At 59.8% G+C, this 14,948-nt stretch carries 11 protein-coding genes; 5 read left to right on the forward strand and 6 right to left on the reverse strand.

Annotated elements, in window-relative coordinates; genetic code table 11:
* Nucleotides 1–230: 230 nt before the first annotated feature.
* Complete coding sequence (gene hypD / locus MSL71_RS16590) at nucleotides 231–2,591, reverse strand: trans-4-hydroxy-L-proline dehydratase (RefSeq protein ID WP_180142465.1); 2,361 nt, start codon at nucleotides 2,589–2,591, stop codon at nucleotides 231–233.
* 260 nt (nucleotides 2,592–2,851) lie between these two features.
* On the reverse strand, nucleotides 2,852–3,748 hold the full coding sequence (locus MSL71_RS16595) for a glycyl-radical enzyme activating protein (protein ID WP_180142467.1): 897 nt from the start codon (nucleotides 3,746–3,748) through the stop codon (nucleotides 2,852–2,854).
* A 98-nt stretch (nucleotides 3,749–3,846) separates the two neighbouring features.
* On the opposite strand from MSL71_RS16595, the gene MSL71_RS16600 reads away from it, so the two are divergent.
* Entirely contained in the window at nucleotides 3,847–4,749 is a 903-nt protein-coding gene (locus MSL71_RS16600; protein ID WP_180142469.1) for an alpha/beta fold hydrolase, read from the forward strand.
* Here MSL71_RS16600 and amrA read toward each other — a convergent pair.
* The 3 genes from amrA to MSL71_RS16615 all read right to left on the reverse strand — a co-directional run bounded on the left by amrA (nucleotide 4,718) and on the right by MSL71_RS16615 (nucleotide 7,846).
* The gene (amrA, locus tag MSL71_RS16605; RefSeq protein WP_180142471.1) at nucleotides 4,718–5,305 is read right to left on the reverse strand and encodes an AmmeMemoRadiSam system protein A; all 588 of its coding nucleotides are present in this window, start codon (nucleotides 5,303–5,305) and stop codon (nucleotides 4,718–4,720) included. The genes MSL71_RS16600 and amrA overlap by 32 nt on opposite strands.
* A 59-nt stretch (nucleotides 5,306–5,364) precedes the next feature.
* Nucleotides 5,365–5,565 (reverse strand): DUF6485 family protein, encoded by a 201-nt coding sequence (locus tag MSL71_RS16610; RefSeq protein WP_180142473.1) that lies wholly within the window; start codon nucleotides 5,563–5,565, stop codon nucleotides 5,365–5,367.
* 286 nt (nucleotides 5,566–5,851) lie between these two features.
* Nucleotides 5,852–7,846, reverse strand: a complete 1,995-nt coding sequence (locus MSL71_RS16615) for a U32 family peptidase (protein WP_180142475.1) — start codon at nucleotides 7,844–7,846, stop codon at nucleotides 5,852–5,854.
* A gap of 855 nt (nucleotides 7,847–8,701) precedes the next feature.
* On the opposite strand from MSL71_RS16615, the gene MSL71_RS16620 reads away from it, so the two are divergent.
* From MSL71_RS16620 to MSL71_RS16630, 3 genes are all read left to right on the forward strand, one after another.
* Nucleotides 8,702–9,901, forward strand: a complete 1,200-nt coding sequence (locus tag MSL71_RS16620) for a multidrug effflux MFS transporter (RefSeq protein ID WP_180142477.1) — start codon at nucleotides 8,702–8,704, stop codon at nucleotides 9,899–9,901.
* A 265-nt stretch (nucleotides 9,902–10,166) separates the two neighbouring features.
* Nucleotides 10,167–10,340 (forward strand): hypothetical protein, encoded by a 174-nt coding sequence (locus tag MSL71_RS16625; protein WP_180142479.1) that lies wholly within the window; start codon nucleotides 10,167–10,169, stop codon nucleotides 10,338–10,340.
* Nucleotides 10,341–10,771: 431 nt separating this feature from the next.
* Nucleotides 10,772–11,443 (forward strand): nitrite/sulfite reductase domain-containing protein, encoded by a 672-nt coding sequence (locus MSL71_RS16630; RefSeq protein WP_180142480.1) that lies wholly within the window; start codon nucleotides 10,772–10,774, stop codon nucleotides 11,441–11,443.
* A 485-nt stretch (nucleotides 11,444–11,928) separates the two neighbouring features.
* On the opposite strand, the gene MSL71_RS16635 is transcribed toward MSL71_RS16630, so the two are convergent.
* Nucleotides 11,929–13,773, reverse strand: a complete 1,845-nt coding sequence (locus tag MSL71_RS16635) for an AMP-dependent synthetase/ligase (RefSeq protein ID WP_180142482.1) — start codon at nucleotides 13,771–13,773, stop codon at nucleotides 11,929–11,931.
* A 238-nt stretch (nucleotides 13,774–14,011) separates the two neighbouring features.
* On the opposite strand from MSL71_RS16635, the gene MSL71_RS16640 reads away from it, so the two are divergent.
* A complete protein-coding gene (locus MSL71_RS16640; protein ID WP_180142484.1) occupies nucleotides 14,012–14,920 on the forward strand; it encodes a transposase in 909 nt (302 codons plus the stop codon).
* Nucleotides 14,921–14,948: the final 28 nt, after the last annotated feature.

The raw sequence follows: 14,948 nt of genomic DNA on the forward strand, positions 1-14,948 counted from the left end.
GGGTCGCAGGGCCAACGCATTTAAACATCGAGTTGCCTCCGGCGGGTCGCTTTTTGAAAAAAGCTTCGCAAAAATATTCCGGTAATCAAGGCGCTTATCTGATCCAGTCCGTAAAACTCGCAGTAGAAGGCCTTTGCGCTTTGGCCCGAGGAGCGAAGCGCAAAGGCAATCAGCTTTCGAGGTGGCTCACCTCGCCGCCGGAGGCCCGATTTTTCCACCCACTTTGACATTTATCCCCAGGCGTCGTGCGGGGTGCGGGCGATGATCTCACGCTGGTGGTCGTCGTCGAGGTCCACGAAGTAGTCGCTGTAGCCTGCCACCCGCACCAGGAGGTCGCGGTGATCTTCCGGGTGCTTTCGCGCCTCCTCAAGGGTGTGCGTGTCCACGATGTTGAACTGCACGTGGTGCCCCCCCAGCCCGAAGTAGGTGCGGACCAGGCGGGTGAGGTTTTCGAGGTCGGTGTCGCTCTCTAAAAGCCGGGGCATGAAGCGCATGTTGAGCAGGGTCCCCCCGGATTTGACCTGGTCCATCTTGGCAAGGGACTTCATGACGGCCGTGGGGCCGTTTTTGTCCGCGCCGTGGGAGGGGGAGGTGCCGTCCGAGGCTGGCTGGTGTGCCTGCCGTCCGTTGGGGGTGGCCCCGAGCATCTTGCCGAAGTAGACGTGGCAGGTGGTGGAGAGCATGTTGAGGTGATAGCGCCCCCCTTTGGTGTTGGGCCGTCCGTCGATGGCGTTGAAGAGGGAGGCGTAGACCTGTTTCATGAGATCGTCGGCCCGGTCGTCGTCGTTTCCGAAGAAGGGGGTTTTGTTTTTGAGGGTGAGTCGCAGGGCCTCGCTTCCCTGGAAGTCGGCGTTGAGGGCCTCCACCAGATCGGGCAGGCTGCGGGTGCCCCCATACACGTGGACCTTCAGGGCAGAGAGGCTGTCGGTGACTGTGCCGATACCGCAGCACTGGATGTAGGTGGTGTTGTAGCGGGGGCCGCCGTTGTAATAGTCTTTGCCGTTTTTCACGCAGTCGCGGATCACCGAGGAGAGAAAAGGGGCCGGCGCGTACCGGGCCACCATGCGCTCGATGGTGTTGTTGACGGCCACCTTGATGTCCACCACGGCCTGGAGCTGGGTCTCAAAGGCGCGGTAGAGGGCATCGAAGGAGGTCAGTGAGGCTGCATCGCCGGTGGCGGGACCCACCTGCACCCCTGTGAGAGGATCCACCCCGTTGTTTAAGGTCACCTCAAGGATCTTCGGGATGTTCAGGTACCCGGTGAGGATGTAGGCCTCCTTGCCGAAGGCGCCGGTCTCGATGCAGCCGCTGGTGCCGCCTTCCCGGGCGTCTTCCACGGATTTTCCGGCCCGCACCTGTTCCATGACCACGGCATCGGCGTTGAACAGGGAGGGGTAGCCGAGCCCCTTTTTGATGACCCGCGCAGCAGCCTTGAGCAGGCGATGGGGGGTGCGATGGCTCACCTGGACGTTGCACTGGGGCTGGAGCAGGGCCAACTCGGCGGCCACCTCCAGAAGCAGGTGCGAGACCTCGCTGGAGCCGTCTTGTCCCTCTGTTGTCAGGCCGCCGATGTTGATGTTGGTAAAATCGTTGTAGGTACCGCTCTCCAGGGCCGTCACCCCCACCTTGGGCGGGGCGGGCTGGTTGTTGAACTTGATCCAGAAGCAGCAGAGGAGCTCTTTGGCTTCCTCCCGGGTGAGGGAGCCCTGGCGCAGCTCCTTGTCGTAAAAGGGCGCCAGGTGCTGGTCCAGGTGGCCGGGGCTCATGGCGTCCCAGCCGTTGAGTTCGGTGATGGTGCCCAGGTGCACGAACCAGTACATCTGAAGGGCCTCGTGGAAGGTCTCCGGGGCATGGGCCGGGACCTTGCGGCAGATGCGGGCGATTTCCCGGAGCTCTGCCCGGCGGCCTGCCTCTTCGGTGTCGGCGGCAAGGGTCTCTGCCAGCTCGGCGTGGCGCTCGGCAAAACGGATGGAGGCCGTGCAGGCAATGGCCATGGCCCTGAGCTCATCGGCCTTGTCTGCAGCCTCCGGGTCGGTGAGGTAGTTTAAGGTCTCTAAGGACTCCTGAATGTCGTGGCAGATCGCAAGGAGCCCTTTTTCGTAAATGAGGCCGTCCAGGGCGGTGTGGCCCGGGGCCCGCTGCTCCATGAACTCGGTGAAGAGGCCTGCCTCGTAAGCCCTGGTCCACGCCTCGGGCACGTGGGCAAAGAGGCGGTCCCGCAGGCTGCGGCCGGTCCAGTAGGGGATCACCTCCCGTTCATAGGCGGCGATGTCTTCGGGGGCCACCCGGTATCGCGCCATGGGCCGGTCATTTAAGATGCGCAGGTCTTCGGCCGTGTGGCAGGTGAGCTCCGGGAAGGTGGAGACAGCCTTGGGTGCCGGTCCCCGCTCCCCCACGATGAGCTCCCCGTCGCCCAGGTACAGGGTCTGATGCTCGCAGAGATGGGCAAAGTTTTTCGCCCGCATCACCGGGGTGCTGTGCTTGCCCGCCTCCTGCTTGTAGAACTCCGTGACAAGGAGGGCCCGCTCAATGGAGATGGACGGGGTGGCTGCAACACTTTCAGATTTGAGTCTCCGGACGCGCGGTGTCATACAGTGGTCTCCATGATGGGGGGATTTCCTTCCCGCAATCGTTTGGTTGGTACAATGAAACCAAAAAGCCTCCGGCGGGTCGCTTTTTGAAAAAAGCTCCGCAAAAACTTTCCGGTAATTAAAAAATAAGGGTGCCCTTTAGGGCCGCATCCTCAAAAAACAAAATCTGTTTGTCAAACTTTTCAAAAGTTTGGCCCCCGGCAGGGCCGCCGGAGGCCTTCTTGTTCCACTCCCGTTAACCATAGAAGGCGTATTGGCACTCACCCTCCGACATTCACCGTGAGCCCCATGCTTTCCAGGCGTGCGGCGGCTTCCACAGGTGACCGGGCAGGGGCGATGTCTCTCCCTTCCAGGGGATAGGGGAGGGTGAGAAGGGTGTATTTGCTTGTCTGGTAGCTGTGGTAGGGCAGCAGGTGCACGGGGGGCGGGTTGTCCAAACCGCTTAAAAACCGACCCGCCTCGTTCAGGTTCTCCTCGCCGTCGGTGATGCCCGGCACCAGGGGAATCCTCACGGCAAGGGGTGTTCCGGTACCTGCCAGGTACCTGAGGTTGGAGAGGATGCCCTCGTTGGGCACCCCGGTGAGGCGGCGGTGTGTTTCGGGGTCCATGTGCTTGAGGTCGCAGAGCACCAGGTCGGCCCTGGCCGCCACATCGGCCACCACGGCCCGCGGGGCGTGGCCCGAGGTGTCCACGGCTGTGTGAAGGCTCTCTTTGGCGCAGGCGGACAGGAGGGCCAGGAGAAAGTCGGGCTGGGCCAGGGGCTCGCCCCCGGAAAAGGTGACCCCGCCCCCGGACTCTTCGTAGAAGGGGCGGTCTTTGAGGAGCCGCTCCATGACGTCGTCCACGGTTGCCGTGCGGCCCACAAGCTCCCTGGCTTCGGCCGGGCAGGCCACAACGCAGGCTCCGCAGACCCTGCAGGCGGGGGCCAGGGAGGTCTCCGGGGTGGGCGTCTGGTCCGGGCAGGCTGTGCGGCACTCCCCGCAGCCGATGCAGCGATCGGGCCGGACCAGAAGATGAATCGAGGGCAGCAGGCCTTCGGGGTTGTGGCACCAGGCGCATCGCAAGGGACAGCCCTTGAAAAAGACGGTGGTGCGGATGCCCGGTCCGTCGTGGACGGTAAAGGGTTTGATATCGAAGAGGGTTCCGGTGATTCCCATGGCCTGGTATTCCTTTTCTGAAAAGAAAAGGGTATGTTAATACAACGATTTGAAAATGGGAACCGTCAATATCTCTTCACCGACAATCAGGAGGGCCTATGCCTGGGGTACGCCGTTTTGAGGTGGATGATGTGCTTTATCCGTTCGAGTCCCACTGGTATGAGTGGGACGGGGCGTGCATGCACTATGTGGATGAGGGAGAGGGGGTGCCTGTGGTGATGCTCCACGGCAATCCGACCTGGTCCTTTCTCTACCGAAAGGTGATCCGCAAGCTGCGGGGGCGGTGTCGGTGCATTGCCCCGGATTATCCGGGTTTCGGGTTCTCGGACCACCCCAAAGGGTACGGCTACACCCCCAGGGAGCACGCCGGGTGGGTCAAGGCGCTCCTGGGACACCTCAAGCTGGATCGTTATGTGCTGGTGATGCAGGACTGGGGCGGGCCCATCGGGCTCTCCATCGGGGTGGAGGCCCCGGAGAAGGTGGCGGGGCTGCTCTTGCTGAACACCTGGTGCTGGCCGGCCCCCATGAACGCCAGGGCGTTTTCCTGGGTGATGGGGGGGCCCTTCAGGGAGTGGATGCACCAGAAGCACAATGTGTTTGCCCGCAAGGTGGTTCCCTGGGGTATTGCCGGGCCGTCCAAGCACGATCCCGACGTCATATCAGCCTATCTCTCTCCTTTTTCCACCTACGAGTACCGAAGGGGCACCGCAGAGTTTCCCCACCAGATTCGAAAGTCCGGTGACTGGCTGGCCTCCATCGAGAAGCGGCTGAAGCTCCTGAGGGGGGTGCCCAAGGAGATGGTCTGGGCCATGAAGGACCCCGCCTTCGGCAGCAACAAGTATATTTACCGATGGCGGACCTATTTCCCGGATATCTTCACCGTACGGGTGGACAACGCCTCCCACTATCTTCAGGAGGACTGCCCGGAGACCATTGTCGACTCCCTGGGGCGGGTGCTTGAGGACGCCGCTACTCGTGAAAGTGCTGAACCTGGTACGTAAAGACGTCAAGGCCCGGCTCCCGCCAGGCTGTCCTGGAGAGGCCGGCCTTGAGGCAAAGTTGGGAAAGAAACGCCTCGGGGCTGGGAATCTGGTCCCATACCTGGGGAAGAAAGGTGGCCGATGCGCCGCCTTTTTTTATGAGGACCCCGTCAAGGCCGGTGCGAAGGCTTGTGAGCAGGGTTTCTGGGGTCGTGAATTCCAGGGGCTCCGGCTCGGTGAGGAGGCTCAGCTCGATATGGAGCTCATCAAATTCCCCGGCCTCCACCGGGTTGAAACGCTGATCGCGAAAGGCCGCGGCATAGGTGTTTTCCCGGACCGACTCCCGCAGGGTGGTGACGGGCAAAAGGGTGCCGATGCATCCCCGGAGAAGCCCCTGGCGGGTCAGGGTCACGAAGGTGGCCTGCCTGCGCTCAAGGGACGGATGGTCGTCGAGGCTTGATTCTTCATCCGCTGTGTCCCAGGGAATCCGAAGGGCTTCGGCCAGGGTTTTGCGGGCCAGCTTGAGCAGGGCCGTGCCCTGGTGTCGGTCGAGGGTGACGGTGGGATCGGGTGTCATGGGGCCTCCTCATATGCAGGGAAAACAGGCGATGGGTTTGGGGGGTGTGCCTTGATATCTCAGGCGGTGCCTTCAGCAACGAGTCGTGCAAAGTGCGCATAGCTTCGGTCAAAGGTCTTTTCTGCTTCCGGGGGAAAGAAACAGGCGGGGAGCTGGTTTTTGCCCCGGTGGTAGGCGACGCACTGGCAGCAGGCGCCTTTTTTGTCGCAGTCGTAGGTACAGGGGCAGTTGGCGCGGTTTTTTTCCAGGGTGCAGTCCATGGGTGTCTCCAGTTCAGCATCATGGGTGATGACTAAAAATAAGGTAACGATTCAGCTTATGCCTCCGGCGGCCCTGCCGGGGGCCAAACGTTTGAAACGTTTGACAAACAGGTTTTAAACCATCATTTCAAGGCTCCGCCGAAACAATCCAGGCACATTCGCAAGCATTAGGAACGTTTTTTGCGGAGCTTTTTTCAAAAAAGCGACCCGCCGGAGGCAAACGACAGCAGAACAGATACCGAGTTGGTTTATATGCCTCCGGCAGCTCTGCCGGAGGCATTTTTTCCTAAAGCAGCCGGATGTTCCAGTTCCACTCTCCGGGGCGTTTTTTGAGCTTTACGCCTTTGGGAATGGGCTCGTGCATATGAACGAAGACGGAGTAGCCCCATTTCTTGAGTTCTGCGGACTTGTCCGTGATGTCCACCCGCCAGTTGGGGTAGAGCCAGTGGTTCTCCCCGTGTTTGGCCACCCAGGACTCTTCGCCTTTGGGGCTGGCAAAGGCGTCGTGGGGGTTGAGGTCCGGTGTCAGGGTCCGGGCGAGGGTCAGGGGGTAGTAGCCGGCCACCACCACGCCAGAGGGAAGGGGAGAGGCCTTGGCCAGGTCCCTGAAATCTTCCCGTGAGAGCTCCGGTGAGGCCATGACCCCTGTGAACCCGCGCTGTTTCAGGGATTCTGCTGCCAGGGCGTTGGCGATGTTGCAAAAGGGGCCCGCCCAGAGGTGGAGCCCTTTTCGTTTGGCCTCGGGAAAGAGGGCCATCTGCCAGGGGGCGCCCAGGACAAAGTGTTTGGCGCCGAAGTTGATGAGGCGCCGGACCAGGGCCGCGTACTCTTTCTCCTCATCGGGCCAGATGACGGGGGAGAGCCACCACCAGCGGTTACCCACGCCCCCTTTGCGGGTTTTGGGTACTGCTTTTTCCGAGACCCAGGTGGCCTTTTCCGTGTTTTTGGGGCCGTGCCTGTCCTCCCGGAAGAGGTAGAGGGTGGTGGCGCGGGGCGCTTTTTTCGGCCTGTGGCGCATGACCTTGGGAAGTCGCGCCGTGGTGGCGGTCACCGGCTTGGGGGAGAAGGCTTCGGCCTCTTTGGCCAGCTCGGCGATGGCGTCTTTGAGCCCTTTTTCCCGTCGGTCGATGAGAAAGACCGGAGTTCCCTTGGGGGGGATGCGCTCTTTCTGGGGCGCGATGTGGAATTTCCCTTTTTTGGGGACGCTGGCTTTGACGCGGCGGATGAGGTGGCCCCGTTCATCTTCGTAGCCGATGCGCAGGAGGTCGCCGGGGAGCAGGGGCTCCCTGGGGCTGAACCAGGGGGCTTTAAAGGAGCCCTGGAGCCTGCCGAGCATGAGGCCGGAGCCGGTCTGGGCCTTGACGTCCACGGGGTTGTAGGGGCGGTGGGGCAGGAAGTTGTAGTGGGTACCGGAACGTCCCAGGGCCAGCTCCAGGAGGGCCTGGGCGTTTTTCTTGGTCTTGGGATCCTTGCCGTTGTCCCGCAGCATCTTGTAGGCCAGGGTGGTGTAGTAGACGTAGTGGGGGCCTTTTTTGCGGCCCTCGATTTTCCAGGTGGTGACCTGGGGGATGTCCAGGAGGACCTTGACCAGGGTGTCCAGGGAGAGGTCCTGGCAGGAGAAGAAACGCTCGTTTTTGTGCCCCTGCTTGTAGACCCGCCTGCAGGGCTGGACGCACCGGCCCCTCAGGCCGCTTTTGCCGCCCATGTAGCTGCTCCAGTAGCAGCGCCCCGACACCCCGTAGCACAGGGCGCCGTGGATGAAGACCTCCAGGTCCACGCCTTTGGGCACGGCCTCGGCCGCGGTTTTGATCTCTTCCACGTTGAGCTCACGGGGCAGGACAATGCGGTTGGCGCCTGTGGCTTCAATGGCCTCTGAAAAACCCTGGGTAAAGGAGACGTTGGCCAGGGTGGAGAGGTGGAGCTCCCCTTTGAACCCGGCGGCTTCGGCCAGGGCCGGGATGGCCGGATCCGCAAAGATGATGGCATCGGGGTTGACGATGCGGGCCATTTTTTCCAGCTGGCTCAGGGCGCGCTCCAGCTCGTGCTCCTTGAGCATGGTGTTCATGGTGACGTACACTTCGACGTTTTTCTGGTGGGCAAGGCGGGTCAGGGCACCCAGCTCTTCCATGGCGAAGTTGTCGGCCTCCATGCGGGCGGAGAAGCTCTTCAGGCCGCAGTATACAGCGTCGGCCCCTGCGGCCAGGGCAGCCAGAAAGGCGTCCTTGCTGCCGGCGGGGGCCAGGATTTTCGGGGGGGTATGGGCAATGCCGCTTTCCGGCATGGTGTGACTCCTTATGTTGTCTTATGGTTCGCGGCGGTTTTGTCCCCGCAATGAAAACGCCCCAGGCCGGTGGAAAAAGGGCCGATGAGGCGTAGCGGCGCTGCCGGCGGGTGCATGCATCCGGAATATGGGTGTTTCGGTATGACAGCAGGGGAGACCGGGGTGTGCCGTGAATTTTTTGTGGCCACCACCATGGGGGAACACAACAGTCACCAAGATATCAAATTTGAAGGTAAAGTAAACAGCTTCGATGCCCGGTGGCAGGGTCAACACATTTAAAAAATCAGTTGCCTCCGGCGGATCGCTTTTTGAAAAAAGCTCCGCAAAAACGTTCCGGTAATCAAGACGCTTATCTCCAGCCTCTGCGGGAGTGAATGTAAGCGCCTTGATAAATTAAAAAAGAAGAGGGGCTGTGCCCTGTAGGGACGCATCCTCAAAAAACAAAACCTGTGTGTCAAACGTTTCAAAAGTTTGGCCCCCGGAGGCAATAATCTAAATGCGTTAACCCTGTTCCCGGTGGGTGTCCTGTTTTCGGCCATCTGGGGTCTGGGGCACGGGGGCGGCCCTTTCCGTGGGGTTTTCCCGGTTAAGGTCAGACGAATTCCAACGGCCTGCCACGGCGTTTCCAGACGAGTGGCACAGGCCTCTTCTGAAACACCGGTTGCCATGTGTCACACATCACGTGAGTGCCCCGAAAGTGTGTATAACGCGACTGTCTCCGTGCCGTGGCCAAAGGGTTTCACGGTGCCCGCCTTGCAGGCGGAGAGCCTGTTTGAGCAGACTCGCGACCTGGAAACATGGTGCAGGGCGCCATAGGTTCTTGACTGCACGGGAGATCACGACTAAGGAGGGGGGATGCAACAGACACATTCCCCCACACGGACCGTGATGACCCTGGCGGCCCTGTCCGCCATTGCCGCTTTTTCCATCGACACCTATATCCCTGCCATCCCCACCATGGCCCGGGCCCTGTCGGCTCCCATTCACAAGGTGGAGCTTTCCATCAGCACCTTTTTCATCGGCTACGCCCTGGGGCAGCTGTTCGGCGGGCCGCTGTCCGATCGCCTGGGGCGCAGGCGGGTGGCCCTCATGGGGCTTTCGTTTTTCCTGGTGGCCAGCTTTCTGCTGATTTTTTCAAAGAGCGTCTGGCAGCTCCTGGCCCTTCGTACCCTCCAGGCCGTGGGGGGCGGGTTTGCCACCGTGGTGGCAGGGGCTACGGTGCGGGATCTTTACGAGGGCAGGGAGGGGGCGCGCATGATGTCCCTGGTTCAGTCCGTCACCATGGGTGCGCCCCTGGTGGCCCCGGCCGTGGGCACGGCCCTTCTCGCCGGATTCTCCTGGCACGCCATTTTCCTTTTTCTCTGCGGCTACGCCCTGTTTCTCATGGCTGTGTTGACCCGGCACTACCCCGGGGAGGGGCGCCCTGCCCCGCATACCGAGGCCATGAGCCCCAGGGCTGTGGCGCGTCAGTATGCCGGTGTCCTCCTTCACCCTGTCTCGCCTCTTTTCATGCTGGTACACACCTTTGGTTGCGGGGGGCTGTATGCGTTTTTAACGGAGTCGGCCTTCATGTACATGGGGTATTTTCATGTGTCCAAGGAGCTGTTTCCTGTTCTTTTCAGCTCCGGGGTGGGGGTGGTGATCCTTTTGGCCCGCCTCAACGCGCGTCTTGTCCGGCGGGTTCACCCCATGGACCTTCTGACCTGCGGGATCCTTTTGCAGGTGGTGTGCGGAACGGCCCTGGCCATCCAGGCCACGTTTTTTGTTCCTGTTCTCTGGGTGACGGTGGGGCTGAATCTTTTTTTTATCGGTTCCCTGGGCCTTGTCATGGGGAACACCGTGTCCGGGAATCTGCAGTATTTTCCCGAGAAAAGCGGCACCGCCCATGCCCTCATGGGGGTGGTCAACTGCCTGGGGGGCGCGGTGGCCGGTATCACCGTGAGTCATTTCCACGACGGCAGCCTGCGCCCCCTGGCCTGGGTGATGTGCGTGAGCGCCCTGTGTGCTTTCGGGGCCCTCGGGGTGCTGCGACGGCGGGTGAGGCGTCTGGGGTGAGGGTGTATCTTTTTTATACGGGTTGCGGGGCAGAGTGGGGCAATGTGTATCAGTGCGGCGTGGGTGGTGGTTTTTCTTTACACAGTGTCGCAATTTTATGAGACATGTCTGCATGATGTCCCGATGGGACGGTAAGACGGGGCAGGGGCGTGGCGCGCAATGCCCTAAAAACAGGGGTTATTGCCTTTTTGTTTTTCTTTGGCACGCATTCTGCATATCTTTTGATGGTACGACGCATCATTAACCCCATATACGGAGGTGAGGCATGAACGCCATCGAATCACGAACGACCCGATATGAAGAATCCCTGGAAGAGGTGACCCTGGAAGCTGTGGTTGCCGCTGTAAGCGACTCCATCGAGCCCGGTGAAGAGGCCATCATTGCCCATGTGGTAAACCGCATCCTGCGCCAGGCAAGTGCCGAGGCCATGGGCAGGTGATGTCGGCGGACGGGAGAATGTCCTCCCGGCCCAGTCGTTTATCCAACCATGACGTTTGATTTTTCAAGCAAAATTATATAAAACCCCTTTGATCCGTGATGTCGTGTCATGATCAAAGCGCCGGGCCTCGTTGATCCACTGGACATCGGGGCTTTTTGCGGGGCACAGGCCCATGCCCGGGCAGTGGCGCACCCCGTGATGCGGGACCGCGAGGCACCCATTCGCAGTTTGAGCGAGGCCGTTGCAACAGGCAGGATAGATTTTCCGTGGAGAGATCCCGGTTTCCCTGGCAGGAGCTTCATCTGGATACAGACACCGGGTGGGGCAGGGACCGTGACGCTCTTCGATGACGCAGCCGGATGGGATCCGATTGCCCTGCCGATTATTTCATACCCCAATTGATTTAAGTCCATAATATAGGGATACCTTTCATGACAAACCAGAAGAATTCCATTGTTCGCCAGAGAGACAAAGAGACCTATGCCGTGGTTCCCCACGTACCCTGTGGCGTCGTCACCCCCGACACCCTGAGGAAGATTGCAGATGTCTCAGAAAAGTACGATGCCGCTGCCCTGAAGATCACCAGCGCCGCCCGTATCGCCATCGTGGGCCTCAAAGAGGACGACGTGCCCAAGGCCTGGGACGACCTGGCCATGGTCCCCGGCCAGGCCGTGGGCAAGGTGGTTCGAAGCGTCAAGGCCTGCCCCGGCACCACCTTTTGCGCCATGGCCAAGCAGGATGCTCTGACCATCGGCATGGCCCTGGATGAGAAGTACCACGGCATGGAACTGCCCAGCAAAACCAAGATGAGTGTGTCTGGCTGCAAGAACCAGTGCGCGGAAAACTGCATCAAGGATGCTTCCCTGGCCGGAACCAAAGATGGCTGGACCCTCATGGCCGGTGGTGTGGGCACGGGCCGTCCGCGCCTTGCAGATATCATTGCCGAGGACCTCGACACCGAGGAGGCCCTGGCCATGTTCGACCGTCTCATCACCTATTACAAAGAGAACGCCAACAAGGCCGAGCGCATGGGCCGCATGATCGACCGCATCGGCCTGGACGTTGTCAAGGCCGCAGTGGCCGGTGAAAAGGCTGCCGCCTAAGCAGGTCGCGCCTTTCCGGACATCTTTCAGGATGTAAAAACCCTTTCCCCGTCTGCGGAGAAAGGGTTTTTTTATGGTCTTTTATGGGGACAGGTTCTTTTTGTCGGGGCCGGTTTTTTGGGTCGGTTGATGGGGACAGGTTCTTTTTAAACGGGCCGGTTTCTTGGGTTGAAACAAACGATACGGACACTCTCAATGGGCATGTCGCCGCGATTAAGTGCATGGAACGGGGGGGCGGCGGCATGCAGCTTTTGAGGGTGCTCCCCTTGCTGTTGGAGGCCGTGCGGTTCAATCCATAATGGGCACGTTGCCACAACGTACCCTGTTACGTCGAAGCTTGTAAGCCAGCCCGCACAAGCCCTCAACGTTCCTGTCGGGCGCAGCCCGAGCCGAAGGCCATTGCGCTTTGCCCTGAGGAACGAAGGGCAAATCACAATGGCAATCAGCTTTCGAGGTGACTCACCTCGCCGCCGGAGGCCTTCTGGTTACGAGGCCTTCAGGCGGGGCTCTGCGTACATGGCCTCAATGGTGTCTGCATAGCGCTGCAGGATGATTTTTCGTTTGAGTTTGGAGGTGGGGGTGAGTTCTCCGGCGGCCTGGGTCAATTCAGCGGGCAGGAGGGTGAACCGCTTGATTTTTTCAACGCGTCCAAGGTGCCGGGTGTGGTGATCGATGCGTTCCCTGTAGAAGCCGATGATCTCCGGGTGGGCCACAAGCTCTTTTCGGGAGAGGCCCTGGAGCCCCAGGATATCGGCAAGGGCGTCAAGCATGGGGAAGGAGGGGACCACAAGGGCCGAGATGTAGGGCTTGCCGTCACCCACGGCCACGGCCTGTTCCACGTAGAGATCCTCTTTGATGGCGGTTTCGATGGTCTGGGGGGAGATGTTTTTGCCCCCGGCGGTGATGAGGATCTCTTTGATGCGGTCGGTGACCCGGATGTAGCCTTTGTCCGTGATTTCGCCGATGTCTCCGGTCTTGAACCAGTCGTCCCGGGTGAGGGCTTCCTTGGATGCCTCGGGGTTGTTCCAGTAGCCTTTCATGAGGGACGGGCTCTTGGCCTGGAGTTCTCCGCTTTCGGCAATGCGGACCTGCATGAGGGGGATGGGCTTGCCGCTGGTGCCGAAGCCGATGTCTTCCGGGGTGCAGACGCAGATGGGAAAGATCTCCGTCAGGCCGTAGCCCACCCCGAGGCGGATGCCTGCATTGACGAAGAACTGGTTGATTTCAGGGTTCAGGGCTGCTCCGCCCGCGTGGAAGAACTTGGCGCGTCCTCCCACCACGTCTCGGATTTTGGAGAGGACCAGGCGGTCTGCCAGGGCGTATTTCAGGTTGAGGAACCGGTCGGGCTGCCCCTTGGCGTTGATGAGCCGGTGGTATTCCCCACCAGTCCGTATGGCCCAGTGGAAGAGATTTTTTCTCAGGTTGGGGGCCTTTTGCACACCGTCCTGGATGGTGGCGTAGATTTTTTCCCAGACCCTGGGGACGCTCACCATGTAATGGGGCCGCACCTCGGCAAAGAACTCTTTTACCTGGTGGGTGTCGTGGCAGTAGTGGTTTTCGGCCCCCCGGGAGAGCATGAACCAGGTCCAGCTTCTCTCGAAGACGTGGCTCAGGGGGAGAAATGCAAAGGAGACATCGGTGGGCTTTACGGGCATGGGGTACCCGGTGCCGTACAGGGAGGCGAGGATATTCTCGTGGGTGAGCATGGCTCCCTTGGGCGGGCCCGTGGTGCCGGAGGTGTAGATGAGGGTGTAGAGATCCGAGGCGGCGGCTTCTTCCAGGCGCTTTTCGAGCTCTTTTTGGGCATCTCCCTGTTTGCCAAGGGCGATAAACTCGGCAAGTGAAAAGCTTTGGGTGTTCTTTTTGAGTTGTACCGAATCAGAAAAAGCCACAATGACGTCAAGGTCGTGGTTTTTCTTCTGCACTTCAAGGGCCTTGTCGTATTGTGTCTGGTCGTTGACAAAGAGGACTTTGATGCCTGCGTCTTCCGCGATGTAGGCGGTCTCATCCGCCGAGTTGGTGGGGTAGACAGGCACCGTTACCCCGCGAATGGAGAGGATCGCCAGGTCGGCCAGGGTCCAGGCCGCACGATTTTGTGAAAAAATTCCCACCCGGTCCCCCACCTTGACGCCGCAGGAGATCAGTGCCCTGGCCAGGCCATCTGCCATCTCGCCCATATCTTCCCAGGTCACCGAGACCCAGGGGCCGTCGGCCCTGTCCTTCAAGGCCACTTTATTGCCGTATATGGGGATGCGCTTTCGGATCATTCGGGCGATGTGTTGCTCTTGCTGAAGGAAAGCCTGGAACTCCGCGGGATGGTTCGATGTCATGGGGCTGCCTCTTCTTTGATAAGTGATGTAATCATCGTTTCATTGGTAGAACATGATTATATCAAACACGGGAAAGGATCAAGGCCCCGATAACTTCCAAGTGCAGGGGACAGGTTATTTTATTCTGGACTCACTGTGCTGGTGTGTGTAAAAGTTGTCGGAATGGTAACACGCCATAATTCATTTCTATTTAATCTTGCTGTGTAAAAATTGTGAATGACCAGATAAGGAGAACGCGATGCCACGGATTCCTCGTATGGTCGTAACGGACCCCGGCCAAAAGACCGCATACCATGTGATCAGCAGGACCGCGCTGGACGGGCTTCCCTTCAAACAGGTGGAGAAAGACGAACTGGTGCGAATCATCCAGCGTTATTCGGCGGTGTATGCCGTGGACGTCGTTGGGTACGCCATCATGGGGTCGCACTTTCATCTCCTCGTGGTGGTGACGCCCGGGGAGATGGTGCGGCGTTATCATCTTCTCTACGGTGAAGGCACCGGTTTCCCGGAAGCGCGATTGAGCGAATTCCGGGACCGGTTTTCCAGTCTGTCTGCGTACATCAAAGACATCAAGCAGACCTTTTCCACTTTTTACAACAAGCGGAAGAAGCGAAAAGGAACCCTGTGGGGCGAGCGGTTCAAAAGCGTCATCGTCCAGGAGGGAAATGCGCTGATCAATTGCCTGGCGTATATCGACTTGAACGCCGTGCGCGCAGGCATTGTAAACCGACCGGAAGCCTACAGGTGGTGCTCCATCGGGTACCGCATCCAAACCGGAAATCGGGAGGGGTTTCTCTCATCAGAGCTGGGAACCCCTGAGTTCGGGGGCGCTGATCCTGCAACGCAGGTTGGGAGCTATCGCGAGTTTCTGTATCACATGGGGGCCATAGAAAAGAGAGGTAAGGCTAATATTTCACAGAAGATCCTTGGTAAAGAGACCTCCAAGGGCTTTAAGCTGCCTCAGGCGGCCCGTCTCATGTATAAGTCCCGGTATTTTACGGATTCGGGGATCATCGGTTCTCGTGCGTTCGTGGAAACAACGTACGGCCTTTTCAAGGGGCGTTATCAGACAAGGCGGGAGAAAATTCCTGAAGCCGTTGAAGGCATTGAGGGCCTGTTTTCTTTGAAGCGGCTTGCGGATACCTGAGTCACCCCTTGCCTCCTTGCCCATGAAG

Origin of the sequence: Desulfoluna butyratoxydans (genome assembly GCF_900699765.1) — a bacterium.
GTDB classification, from domain to species: domain Bacteria; phylum Desulfobacterota; class Desulfobacteria; order Desulfobacterales; family Desulfolunaceae; genus Desulfoluna; species Desulfoluna butyratoxydans.

What these genes read in the sequence shown, in the direction of transcription:
- MSL71_RS16640 (WP_180142484.1), top strand. Translation starts at nt 14,012, where the DNA reads ATGCCACGGATTCCTCGTATGGTCGTAACGGACCCCGGCCAAAAGACC.
- MSL71_RS16610 (WP_180142473.1), bottom strand. Translation starts at nt 5,565, where the DNA reads ATGGACTGCACCCTGGAAAAAAACCGCGCCAACTGCCCCTGTACCTAC.
- MSL71_RS16625 (WP_180142479.1), top strand. Translation starts at nt 10,167, where the DNA reads ATGAACGCCATCGAATCACGAACGACCCGATATGAAGAATCCCTGGAA.
- MSL71_RS16620 (WP_180142477.1), top strand. Translation starts at nt 8,702, where the DNA reads ATGCAACAGACACATTCCCCCACACGGACCGTGATGACCCTGGCGGCC.
- MSL71_RS16615 (WP_180142475.1), bottom strand. Translation starts at nt 7,846, where the DNA reads ATGCCGGAAAGCGGCATTGCCCATACCCCCCCGAAAATCCTGGCCCCC.
- MSL71_RS16630 (WP_180142480.1), top strand. Translation starts at nt 10,772, where the DNA reads ATGACAAACCAGAAGAATTCCATTGTTCGCCAGAGAGACAAAGAGACC.
- MSL71_RS16635 (WP_180142482.1), bottom strand. Translation starts at nt 13,773, where the DNA reads ATGACATCGAACCATCCCGCGGAGTTCCAGGCTTTCCTTCAGCAAGAG.
- MSL71_RS16600 (WP_180142469.1), top strand. Translation starts at nt 3,847, where the DNA reads ATGCCTGGGGTACGCCGTTTTGAGGTGGATGATGTGCTTTATCCGTTC.
- MSL71_RS16595 (WP_180142467.1), bottom strand. Translation starts at nt 3,748, where the DNA reads ATGGGAATCACCGGAACCCTCTTCGATATCAAACCCTTTACCGTCCAC.
- amrA (WP_180142471.1), bottom strand. Translation starts at nt 5,305, where the DNA reads ATGACACCCGATCCCACCGTCACCCTCGACCGACACCAGGGCACGGCC.
- hypD (WP_180142465.1), bottom strand. Translation starts at nt 2,591, where the DNA reads ATGACACCGCGCGTCCGGAGACTCAAATCTGAAAGTGTTGCAGCCACC.